The 14,771-nt window shown below is 66.4% G+C and carries 13 protein-coding genes; 4 read left to right on the plus strand and 9 right to left on the minus strand.

The window, feature by feature from the left end; translation table 11 throughout:
* Positions 1 to 58: 58 nt before the first annotated feature.
* The 6 genes from RIT73_RS10395 to RIT73_RS10420 form a co-directional block, all read right to left on the minus strand.
* Positions 59 to 733, minus strand: coding sequence for a DNA alkylation repair protein (locus tag RIT73_RS10395; RefSeq protein WP_309132001.1), 675 nt, complete (start codon positions 731 to 733; stop codon positions 59 to 61).
* 114 nt (positions 734 to 847) lie between these two features.
* Positions 848 to 2,110 (minus strand): alpha-hydroxy acid oxidase, encoded by a 1,263-nt coding sequence (locus tag RIT73_RS10400; protein WP_309132002.1) that lies wholly within the window; start codon positions 2,108 to 2,110, stop codon positions 848 to 850.
* A gap of 32 nt (positions 2,111 to 2,142) precedes the next feature.
* Positions 2,143 to 3,471, minus strand: a complete 1,329-nt coding sequence (locus tag RIT73_RS10405; RefSeq protein WP_309132003.1) for an MFS transporter — start codon at positions 3,469 to 3,471, stop codon at positions 2,143 to 2,145.
* A gap of 155 nt (positions 3,472 to 3,626) precedes the next feature.
* Positions 3,627 to 4,325 (minus strand): FadR/GntR family transcriptional regulator, encoded by a 699-nt coding sequence (locus RIT73_RS10410; RefSeq protein WP_309132004.1) that lies wholly within the window; start codon positions 4,323 to 4,325, stop codon positions 3,627 to 3,629.
* A gap of 46 nt (positions 4,326 to 4,371) precedes the next feature.
* Positions 4,372 to 4,959 carry a dihydrofolate reductase family protein gene (locus RIT73_RS10415; protein ID WP_309132005.1) on the minus strand — a complete coding sequence of 196 codons (588 nt, stop codon included), beginning with the start codon at positions 4,957 to 4,959 and terminating at the stop codon, positions 4,372 to 4,374.
* Positions 4,960 to 5,054: 95 nt separating this feature from the next.
* Positions 5,055 to 5,738 (minus strand): TRIC cation channel family protein, encoded by a 684-nt coding sequence (locus tag RIT73_RS10420; protein ID WP_309132006.1) that lies wholly within the window; start codon positions 5,736 to 5,738, stop codon positions 5,055 to 5,057.
* 105 nt (positions 5,739 to 5,843) lie between these two features.
* On the opposite strand from RIT73_RS10420, the gene RIT73_RS10425 reads away from it, so the two are divergent.
* A complete protein-coding gene (locus RIT73_RS10425) occupies positions 5,844 to 6,731 on the plus strand; it encodes an alpha/beta hydrolase (protein ID WP_309132007.1) in 888 nt (295 codons plus the stop codon).
* A gap of 65 nt (positions 6,732 to 6,796) precedes the next feature.
* Here the strand turns inward: RIT73_RS10425 and RIT73_RS10430 are convergent, their stop codons facing one another.
* Together RIT73_RS10430 and RIT73_RS10435 are read right to left on the minus strand one after the other, a co-directional pair.
* Positions 6,797 to 7,297: an OsmC family protein gene (locus RIT73_RS10430; RefSeq protein WP_309132008.1), complete on the minus strand. Its 501-nt coding sequence runs from the start codon at positions 7,295 to 7,297 to the stop codon at positions 6,797 to 6,799.
* 120 nt (positions 7,298 to 7,417) lie between these two features.
* The gene (locus RIT73_RS10435) at positions 7,418 to 8,773 is read right to left on the minus strand and encodes a glucose-6-phosphate dehydrogenase (RefSeq protein WP_309132009.1); all 1,356 of its coding nucleotides are present in this window, start codon (positions 8,771 to 8,773) and stop codon (positions 7,418 to 7,420) included.
* Between the two features lie 143 nt (positions 8,774 to 8,916).
* On the opposite strand from RIT73_RS10435, the gene RIT73_RS10440 reads away from it, so the two are divergent.
* Positions 8,917 to 10,926, plus strand: a complete 2,010-nt coding sequence (locus RIT73_RS10440; RefSeq protein ID WP_309132010.1) for a glycoside hydrolase family 15 protein — start codon at positions 8,917 to 8,919, stop codon at positions 10,924 to 10,926.
* A 30-nt stretch (positions 10,927 to 10,956) separates the two neighbouring features.
* Here RIT73_RS10440 and RIT73_RS10445 read toward each other — a convergent pair whose 3' ends face one another.
* On the minus strand, positions 10,957 to 12,345 hold the full coding sequence (locus RIT73_RS10445) for a sodium/glutamate symporter (protein ID WP_309132011.1): 1,389 nt from the start codon (positions 12,343 to 12,345) through the stop codon (positions 10,957 to 10,959).
* 163 nt (positions 12,346 to 12,508) lie between these two features.
* Here RIT73_RS10445 and RIT73_RS10450 point away from each other — a divergent pair, with 163 nt between their 5' ends.
* Positions 12,509 to 14,017, plus strand: coding sequence for a histidine kinase (locus RIT73_RS10450; protein WP_309132012.1), 1,509 nt, complete (start codon positions 12,509 to 12,511; stop codon positions 14,015 to 14,017).
* Positions 14,014 to 14,712, plus strand: a complete 699-nt coding sequence (locus tag RIT73_RS10455) for a response regulator transcription factor (RefSeq protein ID WP_309132013.1) — start codon at positions 14,014 to 14,016, stop codon at positions 14,710 to 14,712. Before RIT73_RS10450 ends, RIT73_RS10455 begins: the two co-directional genes overlap by 4 nt.
* The last annotated feature ends 59 nt before the right edge of the window (positions 14,713 to 14,771 follow it).

Below are 14,771 nucleotides of genomic sequence, written 5' to 3' on the forward strand. Positions count from 1 at the left end.
CATACTCGCAGTCACGCATCGGCTCGTCCAGAGCCGCCGATCACTCACACCGCCGCGGTCAGGGTTTCTTCAACGCGGCGCGGGCAGTGCGACGCGCGACCGCCGACAGCTCGCCGCCATGCTGGTCGAGGAAGCGGGCCAGCCGCTGCGGATCGACTCTCCCGATCTCACGGAGCGCCACGCCGACATTGGTCTGCACGAGGTGCTCCGGATCGGCGGCCAGGAGTTCGCACAGGAGCATCGGGTCGTCGAGGTCCCCCTGCCGGATGATCCAGAACGCCGCAGTGATCGCCAGGCGTCGTCGCCACCGATCGCCGGAGTCGGCGAGCTCGAAGAGTACGTCTCTGGGCTTGTCCAAGAGGTACCACCCGACGACACGTGGAGCGGCGCGGTCAATGAGATCCCACGTGTCGAACCTGTCGATGCGAGAGATCATGACGTCGAAGAGACGCCGCCGGTCGCCGTCCGTCAGCCCTTTCGCGCGCGCCTTGAAGTCGAGCACGGCGGCCGCGACCATGCGCACCTCGTAGGTGTCGGAGTCGAGGAGACGATGAACCTGGTCGACGTCCATCGCCTGTGCCTGTCGAGCGATGTCGAAGACGGCGCCCATCCGCACGCCCAGGACCTGGAGGCCTGGATCTGAAACGCGTTTGCGCGTCCGCGGGCGTTCCGATTCGTCGGCGGCATCTTCCAAGCGCCGGGCGATGTCTTCCGCTGTCGTGCTCTCGGTCATCGGTTCGTCCCATCAGAAGCGGGCGTCATGGTGGCCCCTCTGCCCTCTCGGTGTGGAGAGTGAAGACAGCCGCCTGCTGCGCGAGTGGCGCTGCAGGCGGCTGTCCCTGACGTCCTAGCTGAACTGCGGGAAGTTCGCCGGGTCTCCCGCGACGGGGGTCAGGCGTCGCAACTGGGTGACGTGACGGGGTTCGAGCTCGTCGAGTGAGGCCACGCCCAGCAGGGTCATCGTGCGACGGATCTCGCCGCTGAGGATCTCGATCATGCGATCGACGCCTTCACGGCCTCCGGCCATGAGCCCATAGAGGTACGCGCGGCCGACCAGGGTGAACTTCGCACCGAGGGCCACCGCGGCGACGATGTCCGCGCCATTCATGATGCCGGTGTCGACGATCACCGTCGCGTCCCGGCCGACCTCGCGCACCACCTGCGGCAGCAGGTGGAAGGGCACAGGGGCCCGGTCCAGCTGACGTCCGCCGTGGTTCGACAGGATGATGCCGTCGACGCCGGCCTCGATGAGCTTCACCGCATCGGGGACGTTCTGCACTCCCTTGATCACGAGCTTGCCCGGCCACATCTCGCGGATCACCTTGAGGTCCTCGTACGAGATGGTGGGATCCATCGCAGCGTTGAGCAGGTCTCCGACGGTGCCGCCGGTCGACGACAGTGAGGCGAACTCGAGCTTCGGCGTCGTCAGGAAGTCATACCACCACCAGGGGCGGGGAATCGCGTTCGCGACTGTCTTCAGCGACAGCTGCGGCGGGATCGAGAAGCCGTTGCGGGTGTCGCGCAGGCGGGCGCCGGCGATCGGGGTGTCGACGGTGAACATGAGAGTGTCGAACCCGGCTGCCGCAGCCCGCTCGACCAGGCCGTATGAGATCTCCCGGTCGCGCATCACGTAGAGCTGGAACCAGTTGCGGCTGTGCGGATTCGCCGCCTTCACGTCCTCGATCGAGGTGGTGCCCAGAGTCGAGAGGGTGAAGGGGATGCCTGCGGCGCCTGCCGCACCGGCCCCGGCCACTTCTCCTTCGGTCTGCATGAGTCGGGTGAACCCGGTGGGCGCGATGCCGAACGGCAGAGCGGACCGATCGCCGAGGATCTCCAGGCTGGTGTCGACGTGCTCGGCCGGCTTGAGGATGTCAGGGTGGAACTCGATGTCCTCGAACGCCTGCCGGGCACGATTCATCGACAGCTCTGCATCGGCGGCGCCGTCGGTGTAGTCGAACGCGGCTGCCGGAGTACGGCGCTTGGCGATGTCGCGCAGGTCGTGGACGGTGAGCGCCGACTCCAATCGTCGCTTCTTGCCGTTGAGCTGCGGCTTCTTGAACTGCATGAGCTCGAAGAGTTCGGATGGGCGAGGCAACTGTCGCTGGACCATGGTGTTCCTAACTGTGAGGAGATGGGACAAGTCTATTGAAAGGAACCGGCGAATTCCGGAGCCGGGCCGGCTTCTTCGCGATGGGCGACTCGCTTGATGAAGAGAGAGGCGATGATGGAGATGGCGGCGCAGACGGCGACGTAGACCGCGATCGGCCACCACTGACCGCCGCTGATCTCGAGCAGCCAGGCCCCGATCAGGGGTGCGGTGCCGCCGAACACCGCTGCACCGAGCTGGTACCCCAGGGATGCTCCGGTGTAGCGGACCTCGGGTGCGAAGCTCTCTGCGATGACCGTTCCGAGGATCGCGTTCACGCTGCCCCACAGCAGACCGAAGCCGAGGATCGTGGCGGCGAACAGCGCCCAGGTCTCACCGGTGTTGAGGATCAGGTAGTAGGGGACCACGAGCACGATCGTGGCGCCCGCGGACCAGCGGTACAGGAGTGAACGGGAGACGCGATCGGAGAGGCTGCCGAAGATCGGCATCCAGATCGTGGCGACGAGCGCGGCCGCGGCGACTGCCAGCAGGACGACGTTGTCGCGAGCTCCGAGGACATCGGTGGCATAGGCGACGACATAGGTGCCGAAGATGTAGAACGGTCCGGTTTCGGCCGCCTTCGAACCGATCGAGACGAGCACGGCGCCCCAGTGCTTGGTCACGACCTCCTTGATCGGCAGTTTCAGCTGAGCACCGGTCTCTCGGATGCGCTTGAACTCCGGCGTCTCGTCGAGGCCGTTGCGGATCCACAGTCCGACGAACACGAGCACGATGCTGCCGACGAACGGCACTCGCCATCCCCAGGTCATGAACTGGTCCTCGGGCAGCTGGGTGAGCAGGGCGACGACGGCCGCCGCCAGCAGCATGCCGAGGCTGATTCCCATCTGCGGCACGGCGCCGTACAGTCCCCGCCGGTTCTTCGGGGCATATTCGTAGGCCAGCAGCAGGGCCCCTCCCCATTCACCGCCGATCCCGAGGCCCTGGAGGATGCGGAAGCAGATGAGCAGGATCGGGGCGGCGATCCCGATGGCCGCGTAATCGGGCAGCAGCCCGATCGCGACCGTGCCCCCGCCCATGAGCATCAGCGTGATGAAGAGGGTTTTCTTGCGGCCGATCCGGTCACCGATGTGGGAGAAGATGATGCCGCCCAAGGGACGGAAGAAGAAGGTCAGTGAGAATGAGACGAAGGCGAGCATCGTCGAGATGAACTCGCTGTCGGTGGGGAAGAACAGCTTGTTGAAGACGAGCGCGGCGACGGTGCCGTAGATGAGGAAATCGAACCACTCGATCACGCTGCCGCTGAGGCTGCCCAACAGCACGCGGTAGTTGAGCTTGTGCGGTTCTTCCATGGAGGTGGCGGTCAAAGTTCTCTCCCTTGAGAAGGCAACTGTGATGGTCGTACGGGATCAATGTGGTCCGACCATATGGTCCGACCACATAGAAGTGTAAGACGCACCACTCGACCACGTCAATGGAACGTCCGGAGCGGGGCTGGGATTCCGCGGTCGAGCCGCGCGCTTCAGTCCCCCGAGTCCTCCGGCTCACCCGAGGTCTCCAGATAGTAGCCCTGGATGTGTTCGCGCAGCAGACGCGCCGCGGTCCGTGAGTCCCCCGCTCGGAGCGCTTCGTAGATCGCACGGTGCTCGGCGCGCAGCCGCGTCGCCGTCGTGGCCCAGTCGGGCAGTGCGCGGGCACGAGTCAGGGTGTGGTCGGCGATCGACGTGCGCAGAGCTTCCATGAGGGTGCTGATGAGCGGGTTGCCCGCAGCCCGAGAGAGCGTCACATGGAACTCGGCGTCGAGCGACAGGAAGTCCTCGAGCGGCATCGCGGGATCGTCCATGAGGTCGAGCAGCCGTTCCGCGGAGTCCCACGGCGCATCCTGGGTGGCGTGCTCAGCGGCCCAGGTCTCGAGGAGCTGACGCATCTCGTAGACGTGGGAGGCTTCGACGTGGCTGGTCGCCAGCTGCATGTTCAGCGCCAGAGTCAGCGCCTGTTCGGGGGCTGCTGTGATGATCGTCCCCGACCGCGGCCCGGAGCCGGTGGAAGTGCCGATGGTTCCGAGCGCCTCGAGCACTCGCAGAGCCTCGCGGATCGACCCGCGCGAGACCTGCAGCTCCTCCGCAAGCGCTCTCTCCCCGGGCAGGTGGTCACCGATTCGCAGGCGGCCGCTCCTCAGCTCGTCGGTCACCCAGTCCATCACCTTCTCGTGCGCCTTCATAGGCACCCATTATCCCGGTTGCGAAGAGCACCGAGATCCGCGCTGCTCACCGCGGCCGGGGCTGATGGACTCTCGGCACGTAGACGAGCTCCTGGATGTCAGCGTCCAGCCTCGTCGACTCCAGCAGCTCCAGATCGAAGTCTGCGGCTCCCCGGAGGACCGGATCGAGCCCGGTGTTCCCGGTGATCACCGGGAACACCGTCACCTGCAGACGGTCGACGAGGCCCGCAGCCATCAGCGACCAGTTCATCTTCAGGCTGCCGTGCGAGCGCAGCGGGAGAGCGGAGGTCTCCTTGAGCTCACCCACGACTTCCACGGCGTCTCTCCGGTGCAGAGTGGTCTCGCCCCAGTCCAGCGCCTCACTCGGATCCATGGATCGCGACACGACGACCTTCGGTGCGGCGCTCATCTTCTGCACCCACGGATCCATCGCCTCGGGCACACTGCTGACGATCTGGGACATCATGCGGTATGTGTTCGGACCGAACACCATGAGCTGGTCCTCGTCGAAGATCGTCGCTCGATGGTCGAGCAGCTCCGGGCCCTGCTTGCCCCAGTAGCCGGACCACTCATCGGTCCCGGCGCCATAGCCGTCGAGGCTGGAGAAGACATCGAATGTGTATGTCGTGGACATGGCTTCACTCTCTTCGTCGAGAAGATCGCCGCGGTGGATGGGCGATGGTCGCACACTACTCCTCGTCACTGAACAGGCCCTGTCAGTGCACCGGCTCAGTCCGGGCGACGGAAGGCCGAGGACCGCTTCCGCGACTTCCCGTCCTTGCCGCGGAACGACCACTGGCGCATCGGCTGCGGGACCCGCCACTGCTTCGTCCAGGCGAGCATCCGGAACCCGAAGGCAAGCGACGCGATCAACACCGAGGTGACGATGTTGAGCCATCCGGTCACCTCGGCGAGGATCGTCAGCCCGGATCCGAGGAGGGCCGGGATCAGGTAGAGGTCGGTGCCGCGGAAGATCGCCGGATCCTCATTGGCGACGACGTCGCGCAGCAGTCCTCCGCCGCATGCGGTCAGTGCGCCCATCAGCAGCGCGGCGGGCCAGTTCGCTCCGACGTCGAGCGCGATGGCGGTGCCCGTGAGGCTGAACAGCCCGAGCCCCATCGCGTCGAAGGTGACGATCCAGATGCGGGCACGTGTGGCATGGCGACCGACCAGGTAGACGAGGAGGGTGGCGACCAGCGGCGGGACGAGGTAGATCGGGTGGGCGAGCGCGTTGGGCACCCGATCGAGGAAGACATCGCGGATGAGGCCGCCGCCGATGCCCGCGAGCAGACCGAGCACCAGACCCCCGGTGATGTCGAAGTTGCGTCGAGCGGCGAGGAGGACTCCCGAGATCGCGAAGACGAAGGTGCCCGTCAGGTCGAGGACCAGCACGACTGTTTCCTGAAACGTCACCACAACTCCTGAATCTTGACGAAGCGCAGTTCATCACCTCCGACGTATCGGGCTGCGCGATGCGATCTCCACTGTAGTGTCAGCAGGTCGGGCTAGGGTGAGCCCATGACTCCTTCAACGATGAACGGTCAGACCGCTCCGACGATCGTGCTGGTCCACGGGGCCTTCGCCAATTCCTTCACCTTCGCGCCGCTGCAGGCCGAGCTGGCGCTGCGCGGAATCCGCTCCGCCGCCGTCGATCTGCCCGGCCACGGATTCGCGGCGACGTTTCCGGACAGCTATCAGGCGCCGCAGGATCTCGCGGCCCTCGCCGCCACCCCCGGTTCGCTGCGCGGGGTGACCCTGGCCGACAACGTCGCCCACCTCGCCGAGGTGCTGGCGCGGGCGAAGGAGAACGGCCCGGTCATCGCTCTGGCGCACAGTCGCGGCGGCATCACGCTGACGGCGACGGCGAACGCCCATCCGGAGCTCATCGATCATATGGTCTATGTCTCGGCCTGGGCCCCTGTGACCCTCGACGCCGCTGCCTACAACTCCGAACCCGAGATGGCGGACGTCGACACCGCCGCCATCGGCGCCGCACTGGTCGGCGACCCGCGGGAACTCGGGCTGCTGCGCTGCAACTTCCGCTCCAGCGATCCGGAGCTGCTCGAGGGCTTCCGCACCCTCTTCTTCGCCGATGGCAGCCCCGACGAGTTCCGGGCGTTCCTCAGCACCTTCCAGCCCGATGAGAACCTCGATGCCGGAACTGCGGCGGACCGAACCCAGCCGGCGACATGGGGAACGATCCCCCGGACCTACATCCGCCTCGGCGAGGACCGCAGCCTGCCACCGGCGATGCAGGACCGCCTCATCCGCGAGGCCGACGAGCTCATGCCCGACAATCCCTACCGGGTCCACACACTCGACTCATCGCACTGGGGTTGGCTGGTCCGGCCCACGGCCGCGGCCGAGCTGCTGAGGCGGATCGCCGCCGAGGCGGCCGGCAGCTGAGGCGGTCAGTGAGGTGAGCGCCGGCTGCCCCGGTGAGGGCTGAATCCGGTGAGGGCTGAATCCGGTCAGCTGAGTTCGAAGTTGTCGGGGTTCTTGTACGTCTCGACCTCGACGATCGGTGTGCCCTGGCCCTTGAGCAGCTTGGAGATCGGGCAGCGCGCATGGGCACGTCCCGCGTACTTCTCCATCTCCTCGGTGGAGAGGCCGTCGATGGAGATGTAGGCGCGGGGAACGAAGTAGTACCCGCCCGTCTTCTCCTTGTGCAACTCGACTTCGACCCTCACTCGAGACAGCGCGTCGATCTCGGCGACGGCCAGCACCACCTTGAGAGTCTCGCCGAGGCAGGTGCTCCACGCCATCGCGAGGAACTGCTCGGGGTTGTTGCCCCGCTCGGTGTGGGACGTCGGGGCCGTGGCGAGCTTCTGCCCGTCCCTGACCCGCACCTCCCCCGAGGTTCCGCCGATATTCTCAACGGCGGCGGTGTAGATGGGAGCGCTTGCGCTGCGTGGTTCGTCCGAGTCTCGGTTGCGCACCTGGGGCTCGGCGTATCCGGGGTTCGTCGTCATTGCCCCATGCTACGTCAGGGCTCCGCCCGATTGGCTGAATGTTACGTGAACGCAATCCGCACCGCGGAAAGTGCCGGGACGGGTCGTGCCCGACTGGTCACAGCTCCCGAGGAAACACCGTCACACGGGCCCTGAGCTGCCGGCGACATAGTCGCGCAGGGGAACGGAGCCGTCGGTGAAGGACGCGAGGATCTCCTCGGTGATCCGCCACCCCTCTTCCGCGGCGTCCCCGCGCACGGTCAACGTCGGGTCTCCATCGAGGATTCCGCGCAGGACGCTTCCGTACGCCGACAGCTCCGGTTCGGCTGTGTCCGTCTGCGCAGTCACCCGCGTCATTCCACGCGAGTCGAACGGCCCGCCCATATTCAGCTCGAGCAGAACCTGATCCTCTTCGAACTTCAGCCGCAGGATGTTCTCGGGCACATCCCCATCCCGCGGGAACTGCGGATACTCGTGCGGAGGCTGCCGGAACTTCACGGCGATCTCCTGCCGCGGCTTGCCGATCGCCTTTCCTGATCGCAGGGTCACCGGGACCCCGTTCCATCGCCAGGTGTCGACCTCGAGCTTCACCTGGACGAAGGTCTCTGTCTCATTGGTGGGATCGACTCCCTCTTCGGCGATGTAGTCGGGCAGGCTCACACTGCCGACTGTCCCCGCCGTGTAGCGGCCGCGAACGATGGAGGCAGCGGGATCCTCGCCCCAGATCTTGGTCGCCCGAAGGATGTGGGTGGTCAGTGCGGGCAGCTCCACATGGTCGAAGCGCGCGGGAGGATCCATCATCATCAGCGCCATCACCTGGAGGAGATGCGACTGGATCATGTCACGAGTGGCACCGGTGGGGTCGTAGAACCCCGCTCGGCCCTCCAGTCCGAGGGTCTCGTCGAAGACGATCTCGATCGATTCGACGTGGTCCCGGTTGAGGAGCGGTTCGAAGATGCGGTTGGCGAAGCGCATGCCGAGGAAGTTGAGGACCGCCGGCATTCCGAGGAAGTGATCGACCCGGAAGATCTGGTCTTCCGGGAGCAGGCGGGAGGCGAGCAGATTGAGCTCCCGCGCCGACCCGAAGTCGGTGCCGATCGGCTTCTCCAGCGCCAGCAGCAGGCCCTGAGGAAGCTCGAGATCGGCCAGAACGTCCAGGGACTTGATGGTCACCGACGGCGGGAGCGCGAAGTACAGGCAGGTCTGTCCCTCGAGTGAGCCGAGCAGCTTCTCCATGTCGGCCTTCTTCGTCACGTCGCACTGCACGTACTTCGTCGTGTTCGTGACGTGGTCGACCGCGGGGCCGGCGGCATCGACGGAGGCGAACGCCTCGGCGACGGTCTGCGGCCAGGAGTCGTTCGCTCTCTGTGACGAGCCGATGACACTCACCCGTGTGTCGGGACGATCCGTCAGCAGGGTTCCGAGGCCGGGCAGCAGCAGTCGTGAGGTCAGATCCCCGGTCGCGCCGAGGATGACGAGGTTCGATATGGCTGTCATGGGCACACCCTACAAGGGAAGAATTTCGATTTCGAGGGGACCGGGCCACCCGCCGGTGCCTCGGTGAACCGGCCGCGCGCCCACGGAATCGGACGCGGGGTCCCTCCCTTCGCCAGTGTCACCACATCTGTTAGATTCGACGGATGGGAGACCGATGCACCGAAAGCACTCCGCTCGAAGACTATGCCCTCCTCTCGGATCTGCGGACCGGGCCTCTGCTGTCCCGGGACGGAAGCGTCGACTGGCTCTGCCTGCCGAGGTTCGACTCCCCGGCCGTGTTCTCCGCCCTGCTCGGCACTGAAGACGACGGACGCTGGCTGCTGCGCGCCGTCGACGGCGAAGTCGTCTCGCGCCGGTACCTCGATCGCACGTTCGTCGTCGAGACGGTGTGGCAGACACCGACCGGTCGGCTCCAGGTTCTCGACTTCCTTCCCCTCAGCGGCGAGAACTCGGACCTCATCCGCAGCGTCAAGTGCCTCGAGGGCACGGTCTCGGTCGAGCACGATCTGCGGATTCGCTTCGACTACAACCGGGCCAAACCCTGGACTCGCAAGGTCCGCCTCGACGACTCCGGGAGATCGGGCCTGCTGTCGGTCTCCGGACCCAACGCCCTGCTCCTCACCGGTCCCGAACTGCACCCGGACAGAGCCTGGCAGGAACGCCACAACTGCGCCGACCCCTCGGACGCCGACTGCGCAAGCGACGCCTATCCCGACGATGACGGCAGCTCCGACCTCGACGACGCGGCCGTCGACGGCGGGCCGTCCGACAACCCGCACGTTCGCACCGACCAGGACGAGCAGGGCCGCCCCGACTCCTTCCAAGGAGCCGTCCCCGATCGTCTGATCGGAGCGTTCGAACTCGGCGCCGGCGAGTCCCTCGACTGGGTGCTGACCTGGCATCCGTCCTACCACCAGCTCCCGGAACCCGCCGAGCCTCGCCGGGCCCTCGACCAGACCATCGGGTACTGGCAGAACTGGTCGGAGAAGGTCGAGGTCCGGCACAAGCACGACGGTCTCGTCCTGCGGTCACTGCTGGTGCTGCGGGCCCTGACCAACAGTGCGACCGGGGGAATCGTCGCCGCGCCCACCACCTCGCTGCCGGAGGAGTTCGGCGGCGAGCGGAACTGGGACTACCGGTTCACCTGGCTGCGTGACGCTTCGCTGACGATCGACACCTTGATCTCACATGGGTTCACGGACGGGGCTCTGCACTGGCGCAACTGGCTGCTGCGCGCAGTGGCGGGCGACCCCGACGATGTGCAGATCATGTACGGCGTCGCCGGTGAACGCCAGCTTCCCGAACACGAGCTGGACCACCTCGGCGGCTATGCCGGTTCCCGGCCGGTGCGCATCGGAAACGGCGCACATCGCCAGTATCAGGCCGACGTGGTCGGTGAGGTGATGATCGCACTCGCGGCGCTGCGCGACGCCGGCAAGAAGGAGGACGAGTACTCGTGGGCTCTGCAGAAGAACCTGCTGACCTTCCTCGAGCACAACTTCAACCGGAAGGGCCATGGGATCTGGGAGATGCGCGGCAAAGCCGACTTCTTCACCCATGGCCGGGCGATGATGTTCGCCGCATTCGATCAAGGTGTGCGCGCGGTCGAGGAGCACGGGCTGCCGGGACCGGTGCGGAAATGGCGGGAGCTGCGCACCCGTCTGCGCGATGAGATCTTCGACCACGGCTTCGACCCCGATCTCAACTCCTTCACACAGACCTACTCCAATCAGGAGGCCGACGCCTCACTCCTGCAGCTGCCCTTCACCGGACTCGTCAGGCCCGACGATCCAGCGATGCTCGGAACCGTGGCCACGATCGAACAGGACCTGGTCGACAGCGCCGGAATGGTCCGCCGGTATCGGACCGAATCAGGCCTCGACGGTCTCCCCGGACATGAGTACTCCTTCCTCATGTGCACGTTCTGGCTGATCGAGCAGTACGCTCTCTCCGGCCGTCAGGCGGAGGCCGAGGCGCTCCTCGATCGGACCGCCGGCTACGCCACCGACCTCGGTCTTCTCTCCGAGGAGTACGACGAGGCAGGTGGTCGATTGGCCGGCAACTTCCCACAGGCCTTCAGCCATCTGGGCCTGATCCGGGCGGTCGACGCCGTCACCGGCATCGACCGGTGCCCCAAGACGGCACAGGATTGAGCCGCCGGGAACCGACCGAATCGCACTCCCTCATCCCTGCGGAGCGTGCGACGTTGTTCGGTTGGATGAGCCGCGCCGCCTCGGGGAAACTGACCGCGCGCGACGAGGAGTGAGCACGAACCGCCCCAGCAGCAGGGCCAGACCGACTCCGACGAGCACCAGCGCGGTCGGCCAAGCGGCGCCGCTCATGACCAGCACGGGCAGCAGGGCGATGGTGGCGATGTCGACGAAGCCGATCGGGACGTAGGCGATCCCGTAGTAGTCGAGCGTCTTCGACTTCATGTTCGGGTCAACGATCCGCAGCAGGGCGATGCCCATGGCCACGGTTCCCGTGTTCCAGCCCCAGAGGAAGAGCGACTGCTCGACGGGGTGATCGGAGAATCCGCGCTTGGCGACGAAGAAGTAGAAGGCAAGGACGACCAGTGCCCCGAAGGCAAGCAGCAGAGCCAGCGGAGCAGCGTAGTCGACGACGACGGCGGGGTCGATCGCTGCGATGCCGAAGGCGACGAGGAGGTCGGTCGCCGATCCGGACGTCCGTTCGATGAGCCTCGGGTCGAAGTTCTGCCACACCCGCAGGGCTCTGAGCAGGAAGAGGACTGCGAAGCCGATGAGGAATGACACAGAGAACGTGGGAATGCTCAGCCCGCCCAGCCACTCTCCCAGCCTCGTCGCGACCAAGGCGGAGACGCCGCCGATCCCGATGACGAGTCCGGCGTGGTAGATGAGCGGGTCGATCGACATCGACGACACGGGAGCGTCTCCCACCGACTCACGCCGCTCTTCGGGGACGATCCCGGTCCGCATCGGGGTGGGCAGGTCGGCGAAGCTGCGCAGGTATGCGGTCCCGCCGCGCTGCGATTCGAGTTTGATCAGCAGGATGCCTCCGATCACGGAGACGACGATCCCGAGCGTGGCCGCCGTCATGCCCAGGGACTGCGCGGCCGGCCATTGGTCGCCGAAGACCTCGGCCAAGGCCGCCGCGGTGCCGTGTCCTCCCATGAACCCGGCGGCCAGCATCAGCCCGAATCCGTCGGGGATGTCGAGGTTGACGAAGATCAGAGCGATGACGGACAGGGAGAAGAGGAGTCCGAGACCCCATTGCAGGAGCACGATCGATTGGGACAGCGCCCATGTCGTGGCGACGTGCTTGGCGGCCTTCGCGAAGCCGTCGAGCTGCGAGGTGAATGGCAATGCGGCGAAGACAATGGCGATGAGGATGCCCGAGTACCCGCTCAGGCTCTCCGAGAAGGGGATCCACCCCAGACCGTTGGGCCCGAACACCAGGCCGAGGATCCCGGCGATGAGACTCGCGGGGAGGAACAGTGCCTGGAGGGCGCGGACCTTCGCCCGCAGCAGCGTTCCGATCAGCAGCAGAAGACTGATGAAACCCAGATCCGTGAAGACATCGCCTGCGCTCACAACCACCTCTTATCTTCGCATCGCGTTCATGCTCGGCGAACTCCGCCGGCAGGGCGCGGTCCGTCCGCAGGGCCCAGGACATACTACCGGCCACAGCGACCGACGGTGCCTTTCCCCCTGCAGGTGGATGTGGTCGGCCGCCGCCACTGTCTAAGCTGATGGGATGGCAGAGAACACGGCAGCCTCGAGCTCCCTCCTGGAACAGGCTCAGGACCCGGCCATCCCCACCGAAGACGAGCGCCGCGTCCACCGCAGCGACTGGTACCTGACGTTCGGCCTCGCCCTGTCCTCGGTGGTCTTCGCCGTCCTCTACTTCACTGCCGGCAACTGGCCGTTCGAAGCTCCCCTGTGGGTCACGTGCCTCACCTCCGTCCTCATCTCACTGCCGCTGCTCTGCCGCCGCCGCTTCCCGAGCCTGGTGGCCTGGATCCAGTCGATCATCTACGGCATCGCGATGATCTTCAGCGCGATGGAGCCCGGCGTCTCCCAGATCATCGTGTTCATGGGCATCTACTCGATCGGCGCCTGGCAGATCGACCGTCGAGCCGCCTTCGTCTCCCGCGTCTTCCTCTACATCGCGATGTTCGTCCTGTTCATCATCGGAATGGTCATCCAGTTCAACGACACGGACACGATGACCGTCCTGCAGTACGCCGCCAGCGTCGGCGTCGCGTTCCTCATCAACATCGCGTTCTTCGGCGGCGCGTGGATCTTCGGTGACCGGGCGTGGAATCAGCGGCGGCTCGTCAACGACCTGAGACGGGCCAACGAGGAAGTTCACGCGCAGGAGCGCCAGCTCGCTCAACAGGCCCTCGACCTCGAGCGGGTCCGCATCGCCCGTGAGCTCCACGACGGCGTCGCCCACCACATCGCCGGAGTCGGGATCCACGCGGCCGCCGCCCGGAGGAGCCTGGAGAAGAACCCTGCGAAGGCCGGCGAGTCCCTCAAGATCATCGAGAACTCGACCCGGCAGACCATCGACGAGCTCCGCACCCTCGTCTACACCCTGCGCGAGCCGGGCACCGGCGACGCGGAGCCGAGCGAAGATCCGACCACGCCCGGCGATCCCAGTGGCCCCGCGTCCGGCGGTGACTCCCCGAGCGGCAAGGACTCCGCTTCCAGGGGTGACTCGGCGAGCGCGAGCGTCTCCGCGATGGGGCAGCGCGGTGACGCACACCGGGTCCCCTGCCTCGGCGACCTTCCCGAACTCATCGCCGCCGCACAAGCGACCGGCCGGACGGTCGAGCTGACCACGATCGGTGAACCTCGCTGTCTGTCACCGGTCACGGAAACCTCGATCTTCCGCATCGTGCAGGAATCGCTGACCAACAGCCAGCGGTACGCGGACCCGCACGCCGAGGTCCAGGTGCGGCTGCGCTACGGAGACCGGGCGGTCGAGGTCGAGATCAGCGACTCCGGCTCAGCCGGGAGAGCGCAGCCGTCGAAGGGAACCGGCATGGGCATCATCGGAATGCGTGAGCGCATCACCGCGCTTGACGGCACTCTGCGCGCGGGTCCGAAATCGCGCGGCGGCTGGCTGGTCAGTGCGAGCATCCCCTACCCCCGCGTGAGCGCCGAGGTGAACGCCGGCAGCCCTTCACCCGCCGCATCCGCGTCCGCCGCCCCCTCCACCACCAACCCGACGAATCGAACCGAAGGACACCAACCATGATCCGAGTCCTCCTCGTCGACGACCAGTCCATGGTCCGCACCGGCTTCCGCACAATTCTCGAAAGCGAGGACGGCATCGCCGTCGTCGGCGAGGCCGAGAACGGGCAGCAGGCGATCGACCAGGCGCTCGCGCTCTCCCCCGACGTCATCTGCATGGATGTCCAGATGCCCGTCATGGATGGGCTCGTCGCCACGGCCGAGATCGTGCGCCGCGGCGCCGCCGGGGCCGTTCTCATGCTCACGACCTTCGACCGCGACGACTTCCTGTTCCGCGCCCTGTCCGCCGGAGCCGGCGGCTTTCTCCTCAAGACCGCCGAGGCGGAACAGCTCATCGCCGCGGTCACGGCCCTGGCCAACGGAGACGGTCTGCTGTCCCCCGAGGTGACGAAGAGGGTGATCGAACGATCCGTTCGGACGCCCGAGGCCGCGGCGCCGCCGGATCCGAAGTTCGACCTGCTCACCGACCGTGAGGTCGAGGTCCTCCACCTCGTGGCCTCGGGTCTGAGCAACTCGGAGATCGCGACGGAGCTCTTCCTGGGCGAGGCGACCGTGAAGACTCATGTGTCGAACCTGCTCACCAAGCTCGAGATTCGCGACCGCACCCATGCCGTGATCTGGGCGTACGAGAATGGAATCGTCAGGCCTCAGGCGCAGGACGCCGACTCGAGCCCGTCGAAGACGCGCGCGAGGCGCTGACTCGTCCGCACTGCTGAGGTCGAAATAGGCCGTGCGGCTGAGGCGTTCCCATCGGCCCG

The organism is Brevibacterium sp. (assembly GCF_031179145.1).
Lineage (GTDB): Bacteria > Actinomycetota > Actinomycetes > Actinomycetales > Brevibacteriaceae > Brevibacterium.